Annotated in this window: 19 protein-coding genes and 1 pseudogene; 8 read left to right on the top strand and 12 right to left on the bottom strand. The window is 42.9% G+C overall.

Translation table 11 applies throughout. The features are described from left to right. Nucleotides 1-126: 126 nt before the first annotated feature. A pseudogene (locus tag H6F42_RS00415) lies at nt 127-581 on the top strand (IS982 family transposase); the annotation flags it as partial. 109 nt (nt 582-690) lie between these two features. On the opposite strand, the gene H6F42_RS00410 reads toward H6F42_RS00415, so the two are convergent. From H6F42_RS00410 to H6F42_RS00400, 3 genes are read right to left on the bottom strand one after another with little or no spacing between them, the layout of a single operon-like run. Further along, nucleotides 691-1692: a peptidoglycan bridge formation glycyltransferase FemA/FemB family protein gene (locus tag H6F42_RS00410; protein WP_347272275.1), complete on the bottom strand. Its 1002-nt coding sequence runs from the start codon at nt 1690-1692 to the stop codon at nt 691-693. Between the two features lie 15 nt (nt 1693-1707). Then, nucleotides 1708-3348, bottom strand: coding sequence for a spermine synthase (locus H6F42_RS00405; protein ID WP_190397370.1), 1641 nt, complete (start codon nt 3346-3348; stop codon nt 1708-1710). 3 nt (nt 3349-3351) lie between these two features. Further along, complete coding sequence (locus H6F42_RS00400) at nt 3352-4029, bottom strand: DUF4178 domain-containing protein (RefSeq protein ID WP_190397369.1); 678 nt, start codon at nt 4027-4029, stop codon at nt 3352-3354. Nucleotides 4030-4420: 391 nt separating this feature from the next. On the opposite strand from H6F42_RS00400, the gene ilvC reads away from it, so the two are divergent. Beyond that, nucleotides 4421-5416 carry a ketol-acid reductoisomerase gene (gene ilvC / locus H6F42_RS00395; RefSeq protein WP_190397368.1) on the top strand — a complete coding sequence of 332 codons (996 nt, stop codon included), beginning with the start codon at nt 4421-4423 and terminating at the stop codon, nt 5414-5416. A gap of 153 nt (nt 5417-5569) precedes the next feature. Here the strand turns inward: ilvC and mrdA are convergent, their stop codons facing one another. Further along, nucleotides 5570-7399, bottom strand: coding sequence for a penicillin-binding protein 2 (gene mrdA / locus H6F42_RS00390; protein ID WP_190397367.1), 1830 nt, complete (start codon nt 7397-7399; stop codon nt 5570-5572). Nucleotides 7400-7566: 167 nt separating this feature from the next. Here mrdA and H6F42_RS00385 point away from each other — a divergent pair, with 167 nt between their 5' ends. Both H6F42_RS00385 and H6F42_RS00380 read left to right on the top strand, forming a co-directional pair. Next, the gene (locus H6F42_RS00385; protein WP_190397366.1) at nt 7567-8004 is read left to right on the top strand and encodes an ATP-binding protein; all 438 of its coding nucleotides are present in this window, start codon (nt 7567-7569) and stop codon (nt 8002-8004) included. Between the two features lie 287 nt (nt 8005-8291). Then, complete coding sequence (locus tag H6F42_RS00380; RefSeq protein WP_190397365.1) at nt 8292-10565, top strand: bifunctional (p)ppGpp synthetase/guanosine-3',5'-bis(diphosphate) 3'-pyrophosphohydrolase; 2274 nt, start codon at nt 8292-8294, stop codon at nt 10563-10565. Nucleotides 10566-10800: 235 nt separating this feature from the next. Here H6F42_RS00380 and H6F42_RS00375 read toward each other — a convergent pair whose 3' ends face one another. Beyond that, a complete protein-coding gene (locus H6F42_RS00375) occupies nt 10801-12414 on the bottom strand; it encodes a SagB/ThcOx family dehydrogenase (RefSeq protein WP_190397364.1) in 1614 nt (537 codons plus the stop codon). A 340-nt stretch (nt 12415-12754) separates the two neighbouring features. Between H6F42_RS00375 and rpmF the strand changes: the two genes are divergently transcribed. Further along, nucleotides 12755-12931: a 50S ribosomal protein L32 gene (gene rpmF, locus H6F42_RS00370; protein ID WP_190397363.1), complete on the top strand. Its 177-nt coding sequence runs from the start codon at nt 12755-12757 to the stop codon at nt 12929-12931. A gap of 58 nt (nt 12932-12989) precedes the next feature. On the opposite strand, the gene H6F42_RS00365 is transcribed toward rpmF, so the two are convergent. From H6F42_RS00365 to H6F42_RS00340, 6 genes are all read right to left on the bottom strand, one after another. After that, a complete protein-coding gene (locus H6F42_RS00365; RefSeq protein WP_190397362.1) occupies nt 12990-13409 on the bottom strand; it encodes a hemerythrin family protein in 420 nt (139 codons plus the stop codon). Nucleotides 13410-13682: 273 nt separating this feature from the next. Then, on the bottom strand, nt 13683-14414 hold the full coding sequence (locus H6F42_RS00360; protein WP_190397361.1) for a hypothetical protein: 732 nt from the start codon (nt 14412-14414) through the stop codon (nt 13683-13685). A 78-nt stretch (nt 14415-14492) separates the two neighbouring features. Further along, complete coding sequence (gene argB / locus H6F42_RS00355) at nt 14493-15362, bottom strand: acetylglutamate kinase (protein ID WP_190397360.1); 870 nt, start codon at nt 15360-15362, stop codon at nt 14493-14495. Between the two features lie 199 nt (nt 15363-15561). Continuing rightward, complete coding sequence (locus H6F42_RS21765; RefSeq protein WP_242018282.1) at nt 15562-15900, bottom strand: hypothetical protein; 339 nt, start codon at nt 15898-15900, stop codon at nt 15562-15564. 185 nt (nt 15901-16085) lie between these two features. Next, nucleotides 16086-17228 carry a glycosyltransferase family 4 protein gene (locus tag H6F42_RS00345; RefSeq protein WP_190397359.1) on the bottom strand — a complete coding sequence of 381 codons (1143 nt, stop codon included), beginning with the start codon at nt 17226-17228 and terminating at the stop codon, nt 16086-16088. A 6-nt stretch (nt 17229-17234) separates the two neighbouring features. Continuing rightward, nucleotides 17235-18227 carry a DUF928 domain-containing protein gene (locus tag H6F42_RS00340; protein ID WP_190397358.1) on the bottom strand — a complete coding sequence of 331 codons (993 nt, stop codon included), beginning with the start codon at nt 18225-18227 and terminating at the stop codon, nt 17235-17237. A 138-nt stretch (nt 18228-18365) separates the two neighbouring features. Between H6F42_RS00340 and H6F42_RS00335 the strand changes: the two genes are divergently transcribed. From H6F42_RS00335 to H6F42_RS00325, 3 genes are all read left to right on the top strand, one after another. Next, nucleotides 18366-19310: an ABC transporter substrate-binding protein gene (locus H6F42_RS00335; protein ID WP_190397357.1), complete on the top strand. Its 945-nt coding sequence runs from the start codon at nt 18366-18368 to the stop codon at nt 19308-19310. Further along, a complete protein-coding gene (locus H6F42_RS00330; RefSeq protein WP_347272274.1) occupies nt 19223-20122 on the top strand; it encodes a DnaJ domain-containing protein in 900 nt (299 codons plus the stop codon). Before H6F42_RS00335 ends, H6F42_RS00330 begins: the two co-directional genes overlap by 88 nt. A 366-nt stretch (nt 20123-20488) precedes the next feature. Then, nucleotides 20489-21505 carry a diguanylate cyclase gene (locus tag H6F42_RS00325; protein WP_190397356.1) on the top strand — a complete coding sequence of 339 codons (1017 nt, stop codon included), beginning with the start codon at nt 20489-20491 and terminating at the stop codon, nt 21503-21505. Between the two features lie 104 nt (nt 21506-21609). Here the strand turns inward: H6F42_RS00325 and H6F42_RS00320 are convergent, their stop codons facing one another. Continuing rightward, nucleotides 21610-22581, bottom strand: coding sequence for an ABC transporter ATP-binding protein (locus tag H6F42_RS00320; RefSeq protein ID WP_190397355.1), 972 nt, complete (start codon nt 22579-22581; stop codon nt 21610-21612). Nucleotides 22582-22969 lie beyond the last annotated feature (388 nt).

Here is a 22969-nt window from a genome sequence, read left to right as displayed (position 1 = left end):
AATTCATCTAGCAATTCTTTGCGAATATTCATCGGTTTTTGTGTTAGTTATTGTGTGGCTAGATTATCTCTCTGCATACATCCCAGACTTTACACATTTCACTTTACACTCTCGGCAAGACATCAATCAGTAGATTGGTTCTTTGGCTTCAAACTGCATCTGCTGGTCAATGAGTGCGGTGAGTTACTGAATATCCAAATTACTCCAGGCAACGTTGATGACCGTAAACCTATCCCTGATTTGCTCAAATTTATGTTTGGCAAAGTGTTTGCCGATCGTGGTTATCTGTCTCAATCGTTAGCATCTCAACTGTTCCAAGATTTTGGCATTGAGTTCTTTGCCAAACCAAAGCGCAATATGAAAAATCGCTTGATGCGCTTGACTGATAAGTTGCTTTCTCGCAAACGCTCAATCATTGAGACGATCATTGACCAACTCAAAAATATTTCACAGATTGAACATTCTCGTCATCGCAGTCCCATCAATGCCATGATCAATGCATTTGCGGGCTTATTGCTTATTGTCACCAACCAAAAAAGCCTTCACTCCACATGGAATGGGCTTTACCTCCTTCTGCTTAACCCGAACTCACGTTATTTAGGGTTAATTATGTTGCTACAAAAGCGAAGAAGCAGGTGGAGTCAAAATTGTTATTGGAAGGATTAGTTTTGGAACTGCAATTAGGTAGGGCTATTTTAATAGACGGACGATTATGTTTGCTAAGTGATCGTAAAAAAAATAGTCGTGAGCGCCGATGGTGTTGATTATTTTGCCACCGAATTTTTTCTTGAATTGTGAAAATTTATAATAGGCATGGTTGGGATCTTCACTGTATCCGTAGAAGTCATAAATTTTATAACCCCGTTGTTTAGCACGTTTGATAGCTGCCCAATGCAGCGCATAGACGGGCATCACTTGCCGATCGCTTTCACTGCGACCTCCATATAGATAAGTGCAGCGATCGCCCCAATAGATTACTAATATTGTGGCAAGAATAGAGCCTTGATATTTGGCAAATCCTATTTCTGCCATACTTTCTCGAAATAGAGTCTGACATAATTTGATGAAAAACCCGTAGGGTTCGCTCAAGAAACCTTGACGGTGAGCTGTTTCGTAAAATAAATCGTAAAAATGAGGAATTGCATCATCATTGTTGGTAAACGTAGTTTCTACGCCATAGCGGTGGCTGAGACAGATGTTATAACGGCCTTTGGAATGCATTGCGGAAAGTAATTCTGCTTCAGTTTTTTGTAAATCAATCCATAGAGTTTCTGATGGCATAATGTCCGCAGGCGATCGCACGAAATCCGCAGATAGCCATTCAGGTTTAGTGTTTAGCAAAGGTTCAATGCGTAAGGCGATCGCACCACCCTGATTCTCTTTGGTTTTAGCTAAGGTCTCTGCCTCGGTAATTAGCATCTCCATAGCTTGAGATTCTAAAGTTTTGGGTAATAAGGGCGCAGCAGGGGCAAAGATTAAATTAGCAGAGCTAGGCTGGGGATAGAAATAGAAGATACATCCACCAATTAGTTGATTAAATTCATCAAAAAATCCATAGCGAAAAGTTTGGTAGCCATCCATTTCTCGAAAGTTAGCCCATGCCCAAGATTGCATAAAGCAACCTTGGGTATGGGTTTGAGTTAATTTGTCCCAAGCTTGGCGATCGCTATTTACTAATTTTCTAAAAATCACTTTACTTATTCCAGCTTACTTACTCTCATCATTAGCAATATTGATTAGCCAATAAATCCCACCAATCATCATCATTACTCCCAAAATACTTAATCCACCACTACCATCCCCTGAGCTAGCACTACCATAGGAAGTTGTAGAACCTTTGGCAAATACAGCATCGGGGGCGGCGAGATTGGCAACTAGCAAAGTTAGAGATAGAATTGCAATCACTTTGGCTGTGGTGAGATTAAAAGAAGGTCGATCTGATAGATTTACTAAATTAGATTCATAATTATGTAAATTATTAGAATTATTGTTTAGCGGGTGAGATGACCTTTGAAAACTTTTTAATTTAGATTGTAGTTCGCGTAAATCTGCCGCAATTTCTTGAGGTAAATCTTGCGATCGCTCTAGAATTTTGGTAATTAGGCGAGGTAGATTAATCTGTCCTAATAAGCCTTTGACCCGTCCTATCCATTCTTTAGAGACTCCCGAAGTTTGCGAATAATGTTGCGCTGGAATTAACAAATCATCAGGACTTGTTTCTAATTGTTTGAGCCAAGCCTTAGCCAAATTATCCAAACTCATGGGGTCACTATTTGTAAATAAAGATAACGGATTTTGGCTTAAATCAATCTTCTGTAAGTCTGTTTTTAACTGCAAGTCTGTTTTTAACTGCTCATTAGAATGATAATTAGAATTAAGAAAATCAACATGAGTGGATGGTTCTAAATCCTGTGATAGAACTTCAGTATGTGGAATTGTAAGATTGCGATGATTTAGTAAATAGAAAAATAGTTGAGATGAATCTTTTTGGTGGGAAATTACTAGATCTTTTGCCTTTGCGATCGCCTGATCTAAAACAAAAGCTTTCCTTAGATCCGTTAAATTTAAGATACACAAATCTCTCGGAATATCTAAAGATTCTATATCTATATCAGTAATTTCTTGCTCTGAAGCCAATAAAAATCCCCACGAACCATAGTCATGATTAACAAAAGAAGGAATCACTAACTGCATGGGTTTAACATCTAATCCATTTGCCTCAATAGATTTATAAATACACCAAAAGGCTAAGGTATTGTGATTGGGAGATACCGCATTAATCGCAATGGTTCCTGAAGGGATTAATACTTGCTTGAGTAAGCCAAACCATTCTTGGGAATAAACTTGTGTGTCTTCAATGGAAATTGGATAAGTAAAGTCACAAATAATCGCATGATACTTGTGAGCAGAAGCTTTCTCTTTCGGATGTTGAAAACTTTCATCTAAGGGCTTTGTCTCGTTTTCAAAAGTCGAGTTGCTGATTTTGTTGCTTAAAAAAGCAAAAGCTTCATGGATATGCACACTAACTTTAGAATTAGTTAAACTATCTTGATTAAAAGGTGCAAAAGTTGATTTAGCGAGATCAATCACCTCCTGTGAATAGTCAACTAAGTCAATTTGCCCCACCTGCGGAAATCTTAAGGCATCCCTTGCGGCTAGCCCATCTCCCCCCCCACAGATCAACACCCGTAAAGACTGATTTGGAAATCGCTTGGCAGCTAAAGCGATCGCTGGAATAGCCAGATACTCATGATAAATCGCTTCGTCAGCAGAGTGGAATTGCAATTCCCCATTGATATAAAAGGCAATTCCATTAGCCTGCTCTTCCACAAACAAAGAAGTAGTCATGCCTTACCAATCTCCCGAAGTCATCAAAATAAAACCAATTATGATTAGCGTCCAAGCACAAATTATTTCCCAAGTGCGATCATTTGCCTTCGCTTTGGGCTGCGTAGGATTTTGAAAGATAAATGATTGCGGTTTCTCAACTTTATCCGCAATTGTAAATTCCGTAGGTGAGACTTTCTTCGTAGAATACACATGAAGTTCGCGATCTCGCCAAGCTTCTATTGCCAAATTCCAAAGATGCTGCTCATCCCAATAGTCCCATGTTGTCCGCGACTCCGTGCCATCTACACTATTATAATTTCCTTCTGTTTGAGACTCAAAATAGTAAACTCGTCCCATTGCTCTTAACTTTAGATAGGGTTCTCCCTGTTTAAGCATCACATCCCAAAGGGCAAACTGGACATTATCGCCAACATGATCTGTCGATACACGATTGACTCCGATCTCCTCTGACAAATACCAATTCACCTTAGTCTCTGGATTCTCAGGATCGACTTCGCGCAATAGATAATAGCTAGAACGATTAGATTTCAGTAGCCACTCCATCGTTTCATAGCCGTCGGCATCGTCATAGGTACTAAAGTCTTCAATTTCCCATTGAATGCCACCATAGATAACGCGATCGCCTGCTCTTAGTCTTGGCAAAAAACTAATATAGTCGGTATCAAGAGAAGAATTCATAATATTCCTGTGATTCAGGGCTTATGCAATAGCTTGTGGGCTAATCTTAGCAACTCTCAAGCGCTAAAGTTAGAGAGTATTAGCTTGATGAAATCAATCTTATAAATTTTCGCCATCCATATACTCTCTTCCCACCTAAGAATTAGCTGTGCGGCGCTTCGCGCCGCACAGCTAATTCTTGGATTTTAATATCTAAAGGGAGTAAAGCACCAAGAGCAGGGTTAGCGCAAAGTGCTAACCCTGCTCTTGGTGCTAATCAAAATTTGTTTCTTTGGGGGGACGATTTTTTGTTAGACTAGAAAAAGTGTTTGAAGCCAATTGACAATAAATCTTACAAACCAACTCACTAATCTAAATTACTTAATTTTCTTGTCTCGGAGATAACCACACTATGGCTCGGATGTACTACGACACGGACGCAAATCTTGAATTCCTTGCGGGTAAGACAGTCGCAATTATTGGCTACGGTTCTCAGGGTCACGCCCATGCCCTCAACCTCAAAGATAGCGGCGTGAATGTCATCGTGGGGTTATATCAAGGCAGTCCCTCATGGCAAAAAGCTGAATCTGACGGGCTCACCGTTAAAACCGTTGCTGATGCATCGGCGGCGGCTGACCTGATCATGATTTTATTGCCTGATGAAACTCAAAAAGCAATTTATGCTACCGAAATTGCACCAAATCTTAAAGCTGGTGACACCTTAGCTTTTGCTCACGGCTTTAATATCCACTTTGCTCAAGTTGTTCCTCCTGCCGATGTGGACGTGATCATGGTTGCGCCAAAGGGGCCTGGACACCTAGTTCGTCGCACCTACACTCAAGGTCAAGGCGTACCTGCATTGTTTGCAGTTTATCAAGATGCAACTGGTCATGCTCGCGATCGCGCGATGGCATACGCTAAAGGTATCGGCGGCACTCGTGGCGGTATTCTCGAAACCACTTTCCGCGAAGAAACTGAAACTGATCTATTCGGTGAACAAGCAGTACTTTGCGGCGGTCTTTGCGCCCTAGTTAAGGCTGGTTTTGAAACCCTTGTGGAAGCTGGCTATCAACCTGAACTTGCATATTTTGAATGTATGCATGAAGTGAAGTTGATCGTTGACTTGATGGTTGAAGGCGGTATGGCAAATATGCGCTACAGTATCTCCAATACTGCTGAGTATGGTGATTACACTCGCGGTCCTCGGGTAGTTAACGCTGAAACCAAGGCAGAAATGAAGAAAATTCTTTCGGAAATTCAGTCTGGACAATTTGCCCGTGAGTTTGTCCTTGAAAATCTCTCTGGCAAGGCTGGCTTCACCGCAATGCGTCGTCAAGAAGCTGAGCATCAAATCGAGTCTGTTGGTAAGGAACTTCGCTCGATGTTTAGCTGGCTCAAGAAAATCTAGACAAAAAAGTAGACCAAAAGCGCTGAAGCGCTTTTGGTCTACTTTTTTTACAGAATAAAACCCTTGCTATTTAATCACAGCGTTTTGTGTTCAAAAACTATCTTGATTCGTATTAAAAGAAAAGAGGCGATGCAAAGCATCGCCTCTTTTCTTTTAATTGGAAACTTGGAGAGGCACTGGAGGATTATTTGGCGAATTGGGTTGTTTTTTGATTTGCATATAGGCTTCGATGGTCTGAACAGCTAAGGGGGCAGCGATCGCACTACCACCACCACCACCAGCATTTTCGGCAAACACGGTGACCACAATTTCAGGCTTTTCATAGGGAGCATAGACCGTGAACCAAGCATGGTTAGGACGAGGGGGATCTTGAGCCGTGCCAGATTTACCCGCCATAGCAATGTCTGGAGAATTCAAAGCCGCAGCCGTACCAAAATCAAATACCGATCGCAGCGCTTTTCGCAACGCCTCTAAATTGACAGGCGCAATGTTTAAAGACTGTCGCCATTCTTTAGCGTCATTATCTTCTAGGAGAAAATGCGGTTTGATTTTAAAGCCACCGTTGGCTACAGCAGAAGTCATCATCGACACCTGCACCAGATTAGCTTGCACATCACCCTGCCCAATGGACATATTTAAGGTGTTGCCCACATACCAAGGCTCTCCAATTACTTTCTGTTTCCATTCGGGATCTGGCACTGTCCCTTTTGTTTCTTCTTCTTTGATTTCGATGCCCGAATATTCACCGTAGCCATACTTGCGCGACCATTCCGCGATGGGGCGTTCGCCTACCCGCATTCCCACCTGTCCAAAGAAGGTATTGCTGCTATACGCCATCGCTTCGTAAAAGCCAATCGTGCCGAATCCTGCTTTGTTGTGATCCCAAAATTGAAATCCGCCAACATCCAGATAAGGATAGGTCGGTAACATGTCATTGGGTGAAAAAGCTTTGCTTTCTAGCGCTGCTGTCATCGTTACGACTTTAAAGGTGCTAGCGGGAGGATAGACCTGTAAGGTGCGATTCACAAAGGGGTGATCTTTTTCCTGTAGTCGCTTCCATGTTGCTTCCGAGATTTTGCCAGAAAAAAGGTTGGGATCAAAGGCAGGATGGCTAACCATCGCTAAGACCTCACCGTTATTAGGATTTATGGCGACAATCCCGCCTTGGCGATCGCCTAAAATCTTTTCTACAGCTTTTTCCAGATCGAGATCAACGGTTAATTTGACGGCATTACCCGCCTTAGGAGGCTTCTGACCTAAAATCCGTAAGACTTTGCCAAAGGCATCCACTTCTACCTGCTGTCCACCCCACTCGCCGCGCAGCATGTTTTCAAAGGAATATTCCACGCCCGATTTCCCAATTACATCCCCCGGGCGATAGCCTTTTTCGCGTAATTTTGGCAATTCTTCGGCAGTTAGTTCGCCTGTGTAGCCTAGGACGTGGGCGGCGACATCGCCATTGGGATAATAACGCACGGCTTCAGGCTCGACCTTGACCCCCGGTAACTCCAGACTATGCTCTGAAAGGACGGTGACCAACTTCGGGCTGATTGCCGATGACACCCTGACCAGATTAGGAGAGTTATAGCCCTCTTGTTCTAGTTTGTCTGTAATCGTTTGGGCAGATACGCCGATTAACTCAGCCAATCGATTAATAATTGGTTGCCATTTATCCTTAGGCTGGGCGATCGGCCAGAGATAAACCACATGAGCCAAACGACTTGAGGCGAGAATATTGCCTTTGCGATCAAATAATCTTCCCCGCTCTGGAGGCTTGGCAATGAGGCGAATACGATTATTTTCGGCTAACTGCTGATTGCGATCGCCCTCAATTAATTGTAAATAAAAAAGCCGTCCCCCTAAAATGCCGATTAGCACCAATACGCCCAACAAAAATAAGATAGCGGCTCGTATCCCCTTGCCCATTGTGCGCGTGTTTTCAGTGGGATTAAAGGGTGAACTTTGTCTTTGCGTAAAGGTCATACTTCTGAGGAAAGATTTTTTCGCTAGAATAGAAACTAAGTCTATTGTATGGCGATCGTGAATTTAATTGATTCCATTGCGTGCCTAGTTGATGATTTAGCCATTAGCTGTATTTTTCAACCAACACCAATGGGGGCTATAGCAGTTAATCAGAGGAGTTAAAAGGCGTGATTGTGACCCCTGTCCGTCCTGTAGGGCGAAAGTGGAGTAACCTTAGTTTTACTTCGACCCTCTACCTTGCTCCAGTACTGGACTTGTTGCTAGATGAAGTACCGTCCGAATGGCAGGCAGAGATTCGCTTGGGCTTACAGGAAGCGCTGGTAAATGCGGTTAAGCATGGTAACTCTCTCGATCCTTGCAAACAAATTACTGTTAAGTTTTCGATCGTTTCTCAAATGTATTGGTGGGTGATTACGGATCAAGGGATTGAGCCACAATCCTCGGAAGTTGGCAGAGATGAGCCAACTCCATGTCATGACTTGGAATGTGGTCGAGGTTTTTACATACTTCGCAAGATTTTTGACCATGTGAATTGGGATAGCGATATTCATCGCCTCACGCTGTGCAAAAAGATCGATCGCTCCAGCAAGCCGTTAATTATCTAAATACTCTCTTCCCAGCCTAAAAATAGACAGCAAGCAAAACCCAAGAATTAGCTGTGCGGCGCTTCGCGCCGCACAGCTAATTCTTGGGTTTGAAGGGATTAAATCAAAAAAAATAAGTGGCTGTTTAAAACACAGTCACTTATTTTTTTGATTTGTTTAGGGATTTTTAATGATTTTACGAGTTACGGTCAAATATGAAGACAAAACAACATAGTTGACATAAAGTTTAAAATAAGGTTATCGAAATATCGATTAAATTTCTCTCTCTGCTAAGGCGAACTGAAAATATGGCTCCGACGACATTATTAGCTGAAGCTCCAGTAGAACGTCTAGGTCAGTCTCTAGATTATGAAAAAGCGCAGGAATGCAATGCGTTGGTAGATTCATGGATTCCTGACTGGCTTAGAAGTAGTTGGGAAAAGTCACAGAGGGGAGAAGGTGAAAATGAGGAAGATATTATTTGTCGAGCCTTAGATTTTGCCTACCGATTGCATGATGGACAATGTCGGGCTTCGGGTGAGCCATATATTTTGCATCCGATTTCCGTGGCTTCGATTTTAAAGGATTTGGGGGGCAGCAGTGCCATGATTGCCGCAGGATTTTTGCATGACGTAGTGGAAGATACGGACGTGTCTTGCGATCAAATTGAAGAGAAATTTGGCAAAGAAGTTAGGCAACTGGTTGAGGGGGTCACTAAGCTATCAAAACTGAGCTTTGAAAGTAAAACCGAAAGCCAAGCGGAAAACTTTCGGAGAATGTTTCTGGCTATGGCTCAAGACATTCGGGTGATTATTGTCAAGCTAGCCGATCGCCTCCACAATATGCGGACGCTGCAACATCTGCGCCCCGAAAAACAAGTGCTGATTTCTAGGGAAACGAGAGAAATTTTTGCCCCCTTAGCCAATCGCTTAGGCTTAGGACAATTAAAGTGGGAACTAGAAGATATTGCTTTTAAATATATTGAACCTGAGCAATATCAGATGATGGAATCTTTGGTGGCGGAAACCCATGAAAGTCGTCAAGAGCAATTAGTAGAGGTAACAAGAGTATTACGCGATCGCCTAGTAGCGATGGAAATAGAGGATTTTGAGATTAGCGGTAGACCCAAACATCTCTATGGCATTTATCGCAAGATGGAACGCCAGCAGAAGCAGTATAACGAGATATATGATATTCAGGCTGTTAGAGTCATCGTTAATACTAAGGAAGAATGTTATCGAGTTCTCGCCGTAGTCCATGATTATTTCTGCCCAATCCCCGGACGCTTTAAAGACTACATTGGCTTACCAAAGCCCAATCGTTATCAATCCCTACATACGGCGGTAATTGGCCCCAAGGGACAGCCCGTAGAGGTGCAGATTCGCACATGGGAAATGCATCACATTGCTGATTATGGAATTGCGGCGCACTGGAAATATAAAGAGAGTAATTCTGCGAGTAAGCCACTTAAGGGGGACGATCAGAAGTTTACTTGGTTACGTCAGTTGGTGGAATGGCAAAGAGAATTAAAAGATCCTCAGGAATATCTAGATAGCGTCAAAGAGGATTTATTTGATAGCGAAGTTTATGTCTTTAGTCCAAAGGGGGATGTTTACTGTTTGCCAAGGGGGGCTACACCTGTAGATTTTGCCTATCGCGTGCATACGGAAGTGGGGAATCACTGTTCTGGGGCTTTGGTAAATAGTGTGATGGTTCCGCTTCAGCGTCCCCTTAAGCATGGCGATATTGTCACGATTCTCACTCAAAATAATGCTCATCCCAGTACTGATTGGATCAATTTTGTGGCGACGAGTTCCGCAAAATCCAGAATTCGTCAATGGTTTAAGCGATCGCGCCGCGACGAAAATCTTGCCCTTGGTCGTAGTGCCTTAGAGCGAGAATTGGGTAAGAGTGGTTTAGAAGCTTTGCTGAAGTCTGACCAGATGCTGAAGCTCGCCGATCGCTGCAACTATCACTCCGTTGAGGATCTCATCGCTGGTATCGGCTATGGTGAAACTTCGGTTAATGCCGTGGTCAATAAACTGCGAGAACATCAACATAGCGATCGCTATATCAATCCGCAGAAGTTTGAAGCCCGCCACGAACATTCCCATAGTCATTCTTCTAAATCTCCAATTTTGGGATTAGAAGGAATGGTTTATTCGATCGCTGGTTGTTGTGCGCCATTACCGGGAGAATCGATCATCGGCGTGGTGGCTTTAGGCAGCAATCGCGGCATTACGATTCATCGCAATGATTGCAATAATTTAGCGAATATTCCTAGCGATCGCTTGCTCCATGTAGCTTGGAATCAACAGAAAGAAAACGATCATGCTCAAACCTATCCCATCGATATTCGGGTAGAAACCATTGATCGAGTTGGTGTGTTGCGAGATATTTTGACTCGTCTATCCGACAACAAAATTAATGTCCGTCGCGCCAATGTCCAGACCAAAAAAGGTAAGGCAGCCATTATTGATTTAAGTATTGATATTAGCGATCGCAACCAATTTGATCGCGTTTGCAATCAAATCAAAAAAATGTGTGACACCCTTTCTGTTTCTCGACTTGTTACAGAGTAATACCAAAGGACAAAATGGCTACGCCATTTTGTCCTTTTATAGCTTGTATTAGGACAAATCAAAACCAGAAGGGAGTTGCGGCGCTTTGCGCCGCAACTCCCTTCTGGTTTGGGGTACTAACAAAAATAGCAATAGCTAGAAACCCTTACGCGAAACTAAGAAATTTGACCCAAGGCTTGCTTTGCAAGCCTTGGGTCAAATTTCTCTTCAGTAGACGGTATCAATCTAAGGATTTTTAACGTGGTCTACCTAATGTAGTGATGTATAAAACTGCTTCATCATTGGGGATGCCTAGTACCTCATTCACCAAATCATCAAAGAAACCCGCAATCCCACTCACGCCCACACCCAAGCCGATCGCCGCCAAGTTTATCCTCTGTCCGAGGTGTCCCGCATCCATGTGCAAATAGCGATATACGCGATCGCCATACTTCTCCACCGCTTTTTGCAGATCCGCAGTATGAAAAACCACTGCACCTGCATCCCGTCCCAACTCTTGACCAAGACAAAGATAATGCAATTCATCACGGAAATTTTTAAAACGAATTTGGCGCAATTCTTGGGATTTAGGCGCATAGTAGTAACAACCTACCTCTAAACCAACCACACCCGTAACTGCTACAAAGGTTTCAATTAAGCTCAGGTCAAAATAATCGGGATGACCATCAATCCCTTGGTCAGTATAGTGTTGGGGCTGATAGGTAAAATCCAGAATTGCTTTCAGTTCTGCTAATTCCAATTTCCCGCCGCTATATTCGCGAGTCGATCGCCTTTGGAGAATTGTATTCTCCAACATTTCCAACTCATCACCCCAATGAATACTGTCCGTTACCGTACTGACTTTGGTGCAGAATGGGAAATTATATTTATCTAGATCCTGTTCAGCATTGGGATTCTGAGTTTCTGGCTGATTATCCTTAAGCTGTTGCCACATATTCGGCATATTCGGTTGTTCGGAGATTTGCGTAGACTGATGCAAAAATCCTAATAATTCTCCGTCCGCTAGCTTCGGATAGCTCGTCACAGTAGTCGATGGCAAAGCCGTCATCAGTCCCTTAGCCAGATTTGCCGATCGCTGCAATGGCGATCTGGATTCCTGACCACGACCAATCCTTTCTTCATCTTGCAGATCGACAATTGGCACGATTGCGATCGCCCCTTCCACCTGCTTATCTAAAAACAAAAGCTCATTTATCGCCTCATCTGCAAAGCCACCGATCAAAGAAGCCTGATAATCCTCAATCGAACTAGACAGTTCAATATTGCCAAGCAAATGCCCTGTATCTAAAAAAATACGGCGATAGGCACGATCTTGATAGCGCCATGCCGAGCGATAGAAAACCGAAGTAATGGCGATCGCTAGGCGACTATCCTGTAAAGCGGGATGTCCAAAACAAGCCTTTTGCAATCCACTCCACACATGGTTATCTTGCCAAAAATGAATCAAGCTATGACTGCGTACCTGATAGTTATAAATCCCTGCCGATAAAAGCGGTGTTCCTGCCGAAATTAAATACACCTCCGCAGGATAAAGCCCCCCTGCCGAAGGAGCCGATCGCAAATAAAAAGCCTCCCCCGAAATTGTCGGGACTCTTGCCGTCAATCCATAACTACAAAAGAGCAAACGCGATAGCCGCCGCCATCGACTTGCCAACAACCCATCGCGATCGGACTGCACCTCTTCCGTGAGATAGGGCTTCAGATCATAAACCGTGCCTATTTTGTAATCCTTATAGGGCGAGGGCTGTGTACTCCAATCTAAGCCTTGACTCTTGCTCGCAAGGGTTTTAGGGGCATACTTAGTACGTTCGTGATAATGTTCAGCGAAGGAGAGTTTGGCTTCAGGCATAGCTTTGCTAATAAAGGCAGATATGAGAGGGTAAAAAGAATGCTGAGCATTCTTTTTACCCTCTCAATAGAATGTTAATAAATTTTTGGCTATACCGATTCTTACAGTAATTGGCAAGACTTCCCAAGAAAGTCGCCCAAAGCTTCACTTTTTTCTCTACCTGTAGTCACTCAAGTCAGGAAGCAAAATCCAATTGAGGGTTGCGAGGCAACCCTCAATTGGATTTTGTTTTTTACTTAGGCATAATATGCTAATCAACTTGCTGTATCATAGAAAGGTTGTCAAAAATTTTCTAATTCAAAATCAGAGAATTATCATAAGTTAGTACAGGGATAACATCATGGCAGTACCCAAGAAACGCACTTCTAAATCTAAGCGAGATAGCCGCAAAGCAGTTTGGAAGCGCAAAGCCGCAGTTCACGCCCAAAAAGCAATCTCCTTAGGTAAGTCCATCCTCACAGGCAAAAATGATGGTTTTGTCTATCCATTGGCTGAAGAGGCTGAAGAAGAAGAGTAATCTTAAAAGGCGGACGTTGACCGCCTTTTTTAGTACTTGCTTTTTTGCGTAGTAGTTTTTATGCTTGCTTCGCAATTCCTTCTTTGATACAAGCCCCAATCTGGGTGTCTATGCGTAAAATATGGCTGACCAGCCATTCACAGAGTTCATCATAGATTTTACGAGCCACATCTTCACTAGCATCACTTTGGCGATATTCATCGTGGAGTTTACCAAAGGTAGTAATAAACTTTTTGTGGGCTTCTTGATTAACTCCAGCCATGGGACATTGATGCTTAGCGGCACAGGTTTCTTCATTGCCAAAGTGCCATTCAGCATAGAATTTTAGAAATACTAATAACTTTTTAATCGCATTTGCCCCGTTGCCCTTTTCGATCGCTTCACCAATCTCATTTGTGGCAGCAATTAGCTCTTTGTGTTGAGTGTCAATCATGGGAACACCCGTACTCAAAGAATCACTCCATTCAAATCTTTTCATATTATTTTCTTAATAAAGTTATATAGGTATTCTCAGTTTAGCTCACCAGCGAAATCCCTGTAATACCTAATTAATAAATGGCGCAGTCATTTATTAATTAGGTATAGCTATGTAAGTTTTGCTTAGAATATAAAACCCCAAAAGCGAGTAGAGGCGCTTCGCGCCTCTACTCGCTTTTGGGGTTTTGGTTTGTACTGGCTAACTCTTGCTTTGCTATATAATGTCAAAACAACAGGGGCGGCGTAAAGCGCTGCCCCTGTTGTTTTGACATTACTAACTAAGATTTGTGGCGACTAGTCGCCATACTTGCCACCCCAGTCCTAACCCTATTAAGCAAGGAAAAGTTAGGATAATAATGGCTACAAAAAATTTGCGATTTTGTTTGATTAAATACTCTCCTACAAAAGCAATCATCGTAATTCCTATCCATGTCATGATTGCTAAGACGAGAAAATAAAACTTAATTTTAATTAAAAAAATTAGCCCCCCAACAATTAAAAATCCACTAATTAAATATCCCCATTTCATTAGTCCATAGTCAGCAAATGCGGTGATAACTGGTAGTAATCCCATAGTTATAAAACCCGCGATCGCTAAGTTTTTTTGCGATCGCATAGTCAACAAAACTGACAGAAAATAGCCCATTAACGTATAGCTAACTAAAATTGTTAGCAACCAAAACCATAATAAATTAAGTTTTTGTCTAGCCTTAGCCTCTGGAGATTTCCCAAACTTAAATAAATTGATAGAGACTTTAGGCTTAGGAAAACTTAGTCTCGGAAGTCTTTCTAAAAAGACAAGCTTGGGTAAAGGAATAAAACGTTTTTTGGGAGATAAATTTTCTTTTTTCTTCCCTGTTGATTTGTCTCCATTCTCAGATTTTGGCTTATCCGCAGATTTATCCGCAGGTTTATCAGACTCCTTTCCCTTTGCCGAAGCATCATGAGGTTTGGAGAGAGCATTTTGATCTTGAGGTTGCTCGGACTTTTGAAGTTCATCAGCCATAGTTGCTTATGCTGGTTTTATTAATGGGGTTGCGGGGCTTTGCCCCGCAACCCCATTAATACTTTTTGTAAATTGGGGTTAAAGCGCAGTTTCAGAGGCTACGATCATCGAGCCAACACCGCTGTTGGTAAAGATTTCGAGTAATAGAGAATGCGGTACACGTCCATCGACAATATGGGCTGCTTTTACCCCTTGAGCAAGCGATCGCACACAACATTGCACTTTAGGAATCATGCCACCACTAACCACATTTTCGGTCATCAGTTCTCTTGCCTTGCTGATCGTCAAGCTGCGGTAGAGGGTACTGGGATCTTTGTAATTGTGGAGAATACCTGCAATATCGGTAAGCAAAATTAGCTTCTCGGCTCCGAGGGCAGCCGCGAGTTCCCCTGCCACCGTATCGGCATTGATGTTATAGGACTGACCTGTTTCATCGGTTGCGACACTGGACACGACGGGAATATGCCCTGCTTCTAGCAAAGTCGAAAGCAGCCCGATATTAATACCACTGACTTCACCGACAAAACCGATCTCATCATTACCCTGAGGACGCGCACGGATCAAGTTACCATCCTTACCACACAATCCAACGCCAGAGCCGCCCGCAAGATTAATCATTTCTACGATTTGTTTGTTGACGCGCCCAACTAGCACCATTTCCACAACTTCCATTGTGGCGGCATCAGTGACGCGCAATCCATTAATAAACTGTGGCTCAATGTTGAGCTTAGTCAGCCATGTATTGATTTCAGGTCCGCCGCCATGTACTAGCACAGGGCGCAGTCCCATAAATGACATGGTAACGACATCACGGATCACGTCCTGTCGCAGGTTTTCTTCTTTCATGGCTGCTCCCCCATATTTGACGACAATAGTACGCCCCGAAAATTGCTGCATGTAGGGCAGAGCTTCACTTAGAATCTGAACGCGATCGCTGTCTGTTATCATTTAACGCCTCTCGACTACTCTGAAAAATACTTTGATTAACCTTACAACCTCAAATACACCAATAGATAAGCGAGTTAGGCTACATATTAGTATTTGATGACTTTTACGAAGATCTGTTCTAATGATTAAGGGTGATAGGCAAAACCTATCACCCTTAATCATTCTCTAAACTTATTGGCGATCGCTTTTCTGGTAAAGGCTAAGGCTTTGATGGGGGCTTTGTGCCTGACGATTTGGGTGCTTGGGATTGCTTTGACGCAATTTTTTGCAATTTTTCGATTTGCTTGAGAGTCAACCCTGTAACCTGAGCAACTAAATCTGTAGAAATGTTGGAACGAAGCATATTCAGCGCTATTTGATTAGTTGCTTCCGCTAAACCTTTAGCCTTCCCTTTAGCCATTCCCTTAGCCTCACCTTTAGCCAAGCCTTCAGCTTTACCTTCAGCCAATCCTTTAGCTAAACCTTCAGCTAATCCTTCAGCTAATCCTTCAGCTAATCCTTCTCGTAAGATCTCTTGATAAATTACTGATTCTTTCATGATTTCGCTCCTGAGTAATCTTTGGATGATTTCTTTGCTTAGGGATATGCCAGATATTATAGCGGTCGAGGCGGCTACGTTACTCTGTACCAAATCCAACTGGCAAAGTCACTGGAAAAGCTTTCTGCTAAGAATTTACAAATGTTGTCGATCATTTTGGTGTTATAAGGATTAGCCAGTCAGAATTAAGCGATCGCCATTTCAAATTCAGCGCAGACAGAGGGAATAGAGAATTTGATTTTTGCTTGGCTATAGGCGACTTCGACCATCCTTTGGGTTGCTTCGCGATCGCTAAAAATCTGTTGCATGGCATCAGCAAGTAATTGCGGATCGTTAGGGGGAATTAATAAACCTGTAACTCCATTGGTAATAATTTCGCTAGTGCCGCCGCCAATAGTGGCGATCGCGGGGCGTTTAGCTAATTGTGCCTCCACAATCACTCGCCCAAAGGGTTCGGGAGCTGTCGAACAATGGGCGATCGCATCGCAAGCTTTCATTAGGGCAGGAATATCTTGGCGAAAGCCCAGCCAATGGACTCGCCCCTTGAGGCTTTCTTGAGCGGCAATATTTTTGAGTTTTTCGGTATATTCTGCCTCACCAAAGAGCGCATCTCCCACGAGTAACACATGGACATCAGGAAGTTGACTAGCAGCTTCTAATAAAATATGTTGTCCCTTCCAATAGGACAGACGGCTAAACATCCCAATTAGATGGCGATTGCGGGGAATCCCTAACTCTTCGCGGAGAGTGGCTTGGTTATCCTTGAGGCGATCGAATATTTCACTATCAAAGCCATTGTGAACGGTGCGTAATAGACGGTCTTTCCCCCCCGATGCGATAAAGGCTTCGCCTGTGGCTTGGGAATTAACAATTACTCTGGTGGCAAACCAATTGGCTAACGTAACTGCCACTAGGCGATTGAGTTTACTAAATATGTTTGCAGTCAAAATATCGTGCAGATGCCAAACGACGGGCGCACCACCAAGCAATCGCGCGATCGCCGCAACGACAAACCCCTTCTGGTTATTGGCATGGATTAGGTCAAAATCTTTGCTTTTTTGAGCAACTTGTCGAGCCAATCGCCAAAGTTCACCAATGGATTTAAGCGAAGCTAATCCACTCGATACTTTTACCTCGGCAAGCGATCGCGAAGATTCTAAAACCTCAACCTTGATGCCTAAATCCTCAAGCCGCTTTTTTAAGATTCCGTCAGTTAGCAGCACTACTTGGCTAGTATCACGATAAGCATAGGCAAAATCAAGTAAACAAAGCTCTCCACCACCTAAGACTGCGGTATAGCTCACAAATAAAATCCGCTTTTCTTTCATGATTGCCTAGAGAGGTTTATTGACTGGTGATTTTGTGGCATCGGCATTTAGTAAAGCAATAAAAGAATCAAAATCTAAGTTTTTATTGGTTATAAATCCTAATTTCAAGATTTCATTTCTAGCATTTATAGCTTTGAGATCTTCGGGTTTAAAGTTTAGCCAACGGGTATAGCCATCGATCGCCTCAAACCAATATCCCGCTTCAGCATAAATCTTGGCGCGATCGCGACTAGTCAAAGCTCTGCTCAAAGATTTTTGGAGATTGTCATCAGGTGGCGTATAAACAATCCAACCGCTTGCCGTGACTTCTTTTTGTTGGCGATTTTGTAACGTAATTTGCCAACGGTAGGTTTTAGATGGGTTTAAAGAAGCCGCGATCGGTAGTTTGAAGCTAGACAAACCATCAGAAATTTTTAAATCCGCTTGAAAAATCGTGATCGCTTCAGATCCCTCTGACATGGAGATACTCAGCTTCCCTATAACAGGAGCCTGTGGATTTACTGTAGATGAATCTTTTTTGAGATTATCAACTTCTAAGGAAGCAGCTTGAATATTTTGGTCGTGTAAATACCAATAAAGCGTAGGTTGTGAACTAGCCGTCCGCGCACCATCTTCAGGCGTGAGCAATATCAGTTGTGGTAGTTTCTTCTTTCGGACTGAAGATGGTTCCTTATTTATAGGATTAGATGGAACCCCACCTCTAATCATCTGGCGATCTGAATTTTGGATATTGGGAATAGTTCTCACTCGATCGCCTTCTTCCACTGGGTCGGTTTGATCGGGATTCATAAGGCGTGTACCGCCTCCCGTACTTGCAGTTTTGGGCAAACCTAAACCATACTTAGTCCCACTTAGCTGTGCTACTAGCCAAGGTTGGGCGATCGCCTCAGATGGTAGCAAATGACTGGTTATAACGATTCCCAGCAAATCTGTAGTTGTCAGGATTGACAGTATACTACTGAGATAGGTTATAGACTTTAAGGCTGTACTTTTAGACATAAGTACTTTAAGTTTCGCCATCTTTTTCGCCATCTTTAAAAGTAATGAAAATACTTAGTAAAGAAATTATGGCTTTATATTCAGCACTTGTGCAACAGCATATTTGCGATCACCTAGTTATTGCCTGCTTAAACAAAAATGTTCAACATTGTCCCTAAACTTTCTCCCCCCATCAGGCTTAAACTCCGTCACAAACTTAGCAGTCTCGCCATTCTTACGGGTCTAAGTTTAGGACTTGTCGGTAATATCTCCTTAAACATAGCCCCAGTATTTGCCGAAGATAGTAGCTTGGGCATCGTCATGCGTCGGGGGCATGTACGGGTGGGAATTGATGCGGCGATCGGCGGACCCTATATGTTTTGGAATCCTCAGACCCAGTTTTATGATGGTTTTGAGTTGGAGATTATCCAAGAAATCGCCGCTAGGTTAAAGATTGAACCACGACCTATTAATATTCCTTGGTCAAATCAGCCCGACAGCCTTGCATCGCGTCAGGTAGATATTTTGGTAAGTGCAAGGGAAGAGGGTGCGTTAGAAACAGGGGAAAGTAAGGGTAAATTTATAGAAACCTTGCCTTACTATCGCAGCGCTCAGCGATTGCTAATTCGTGCTGATGGGACACAAATTAAATCGCCGCGCGACATGATTGGTAAACGGGTTGGAGTTGTGGCAAATAGCGGAGGTGCAGCGATCGCTGAAACCTATAATAAGAATAGGGGCAATGCTATTCGTCTATTTTCATCAAGGGATCTTGATCGGATGATTATCCAACTGCGCGATCGCCAGCTTGATGCCATGATCCTTGATGAACCTGTAGCCGTATGGCAAGTACGAAACAATCCTAATTTTATAATTGTTGGTGAGCCGTTAATTCCTATCCGCCTAGTCGCGATCGTTAATAAGGATGACGTTTCGCTTAAAAAAGCAGTGGATAAGGCTTTAACAGAAATGCGTCAAGACGGTAAACTCGAACAGATACTTAAGAGGTGGAAACTGTGGGAAAGCCAGAAAACTTTAAAATCGACAAGGGACTTGCCAGTTTCGGTATTAGCGATCATTACGCCATACTCGGTCTATCAATGACGACGGAGGCAGCCCAAATTCGCAAAAAATTTCTCAAGCTTGCCAAAATTTTGCATCCTGATGTCTTTGGTCGCACTAGCGAAGAAAAGGAAATTGCGACTAAATATTTTTCTAAAATGGTTAGCCCTGCTTACCAAGTCCTCAATAGCGATCGCGAAAGGGGGGAATATTTGGCTACTTTGCGAATGTTTGCCCAAGGTCAAAAACAAAAGGGAACAACACCAACCTTAACCTCGGAAATTGCTCAAAAGCTCCAGAGGCTTCCCCATGAAATTACCTATCAGCAATTTGTCGATCAAATTTCACCTAAGCAATATGAAAATCTAGAGTCAATTCTGGAATATACCGCCGCCTTGAGTGAGTTAAATCTCGTATATGTCCTTACTCAGTCGAGCCTCGGCTTTACCACGGGGAGTAGTGCTGCCTCTGCGACTCCGATTCCCGCATCGAGCGCTACTTTGAATCATGAACCAGCAGTCACCAAGCCTCCTACCCAGTCCCCCGCGCTGCGTAACCTAAATATGGCGGAGCTATTTATTGGTAAAAAGCAATGGACTGATGCTCTAAAAGAATTAATTAGTGCGGAAAAGCTTGATCCCAATAATGCCAAGATCTATGCCCTTAAAGGGGTGGTGCAGATGAATCAAAACGCCGCCGCGATCGCCAAAGCAAGCTTCCAAAAAGCGCTAAAACTCGATCCGAAAGAACCAACGGCGCTTAAATATATCAATCAAGTCAGCACGTCTATCGCCCAAGCTGCTGCCAAGCCTGCCGAAAAGAAAGGTGGATTATTTGGCTGGGGTAAAAAATAATTTAAACTCTTACACCAAAGCACAAAATGGCTCTGCCATTTTGTGCTTTTAAAACCCTGACTGGGTTTGGCTTTGAATTCCCAAAAGTGTTGGCATACTTTCGGGAATTGGTATGACTAGGTTTAGCTTTAATTTCTAAAAGGGTGACAACACTTTTGGGAACTGGTAAAAGAGAATGATGGTGATTTTACCGCTATTCTCTTTTGAGGCTGATGTCCTCAGCAAAACTTACATTGCTATAAAAGTATTATTGGCATTTTGAGAATTGGTATAGTTTGCGGTATTTTACCTAGCTGATAAAATTTGGGTTTTAAGCTTAAATCTTAAAAGTGGTTTGGGAATGTCAGATATAGCGAGGTAAACACTTTGGATTTTCGCAGACTGAAATACTATCGGCATAATTCCCTCATTCTGGTTGCTAGTGGCGATCGCAAATTGTTATCCGCGATCGAGCAAGTCTTAGCAGAAGAAAAATACAACTGCATCACCGCAACTGATGGTGAACAGGCTTGGGATATGATTCTGCAAAAGAAACCTGCAATCGTACTTGCGGATTGGACGTTGCCCGATGTATCGGGTTTGGCGCTATGTCATCGGATCAAAGCTAATTTAGAACATACTGATCTGATTACGACTTACTTTATTTTGATAGTTGAGGCGTTTAACTACAGACAGCGCCAAATCGGTTTGGATACGGGGGTAGATGAATTTTTAGGAAATCCGATAGATAGCTCAGAACTCAAAACAAGAGTGCGCTCAGGACTGAGAACTAAGGCTTTAATGCAATCTCTGACATGGACAAATCAAAGACTCTTAGCTCAAAATGATTTGTTAGATTCTTTGTCTCTCTTTGATCCCTTGACCAAGCTTTTGAGCGAACAGGCTTTTGCTTCGGTGAGACCCAAAATCATGCAGCAGTTTCAAGGATATGGCAATTACAAAGGCTATGGTTTTTTGAGTGTATTGAATATTGATATCGATCGCTTTAGTGAAGTTACTGAGTCCTATGGATCACAAATCGGCAGTGAAGCCATTAAGGCGATCGCTGGCAGGTTAAGTCATAGCTGCGCGGCGAATAGTTTGATCTATCGTTGTGGTTTAGATGAGTTTGTATGCGTTACGCCCCACCATGAAGCGTCAGCCTGTAAACAAGTTGCCAACGATCTTTTAGATAGTATTCGGAAGCATCCGATCGCCGTCTCTTCAGGGTTATTATTTCCGCTAACGGTCAGTATTGGTGGCGTGGTAAGAGTTTTAGACAGCCGCACAACTAGCGATGAGAATAGTTTTAGTGCGCTCCTGAAAATCTCTACCGAAGCCCTTCTCCAAGCCCAACAGTCTGGCGGCGATCGCATCTATATCGAAGAATCCAGTCCCGAATAGATATTGCAGCGCAATATCTATTCCCTTCCCACTCAGTATTAGAGCAAAACCCAAAAAGCGAGTTTCGGCGCGAAGCGCCGAAACTCGCTTTTTGGGTTTTGCTATTAGTCTTTATGACGCGAAGCTTTAATTTGTTCGATAAAAAATTCTTCGAGAGTTTGACGCGCTAAATCAATGGAGATCGGCTTTGCGCCAATACTCGCCAGATAAATGAGAAACTCTGGTAAATCCTTAGCTAACTGACCATGCCAAGTATCACCTTGAAATAATAAATGCTCCAACCAAGGCTGTAACTCTTCCTCAGTACCACCATGCCCACTCACCTGATAGGACTGCTCCATACCCAACAACTCATTTAAAGTTCCCATGGCTACTAGCTCACCCTTATTGAGAATGCCAATGCGATCGCAGATTAATTCGGCATCTGACAAAATGTGGCTATTAAAAAATACCGTCTTGCCCTGCTTCTTAAGCATCAAAATGATTTCGCGGACTTGATAACGCCCTACAGGATCAAGTCCAGACATCGGCTCATCGAGAAATACAACTTCGGGATCATTGATCAGGGCTTGCGCCACCCCAATTCTTTGCACCATCCCCTTAGAATATTGCCGCAATTGCTTTTTCCGAGCCACCGACTGCGACAGCCCCACCAAATCTAGCAAATCGGCAATTCGTTGACGACGCAGGGCTGGGGGGACTCCAAATAAACTACCGATAAAATCGAGTAATTCCCAGCCTGTCAAATAGTCGTAATAGTAGGCATTTTCGGGCAAATAGCCGATGAACTGTTTAGCAGTACGATCGCCTAGAGGATAGCCTAAAATCTCTCCCATTCCTGAAGAGGGCTGGACAATTCCTAGCAAAATCTTTAATAAAGTCGTCTTGCCTGCCCCATTAGGACCCAGCACCCCAAAAGTCTCCCCTTTGCGGATAGTTAACGAAAAAGACTGCAAAGAACTAACTTTTTGGTTTAACCAAAAGCCTGTGCGATAGGTTTTGCTCAAACCATTCGCCACAATAGCGTTGCTCTGAATAATCTGTTTGGGGGATTCGTTAGTCAATACTTCTACCATAGTTGCGATCGAAGCGGCAAAGTTCAAGCTTTAAGACACTATTTTAACTTCAGTTCGGAATAATTAAAAACAAGGCTCTGGGAGGGATCTAAAAAAAGAGATTTTTGAGAGTAGGGCGAAGCTATGCCCCCAAGAACTAAATTACAGAACCCTTACAGTAAAATCAAGAAATTTCTATGGAATTGCGTTAAAGTGAGAGTGGCTTAATTTATGGAAACACGGCTATTAAAGTGCAAGTTTTTAGAAAAACTTTCTTATAGATTTCTACTGGGAAATTTCACAAAAAAGTTTGTGTCTAGCTCAAAGCACTGTATGTTGTTAATTAGGGGAAATCGTAACTATTGCTTTCCTACTAAATATTTGTCAACTTATAAACTATACAATGTAG

It is taken from the genome of Pseudanabaena sp. FACHB-1998, assembly GCF_014696355.1.
Classification (GTDB): Bacteria; Cyanobacteriota; Cyanobacteriia; order Pseudanabaenales; family Pseudanabaenaceae; genus Pseudanabaena.
Note: the sequence above shows the minus strand (reverse complement) of the source record. Positions and strands in the feature narration are given on the sequence as shown.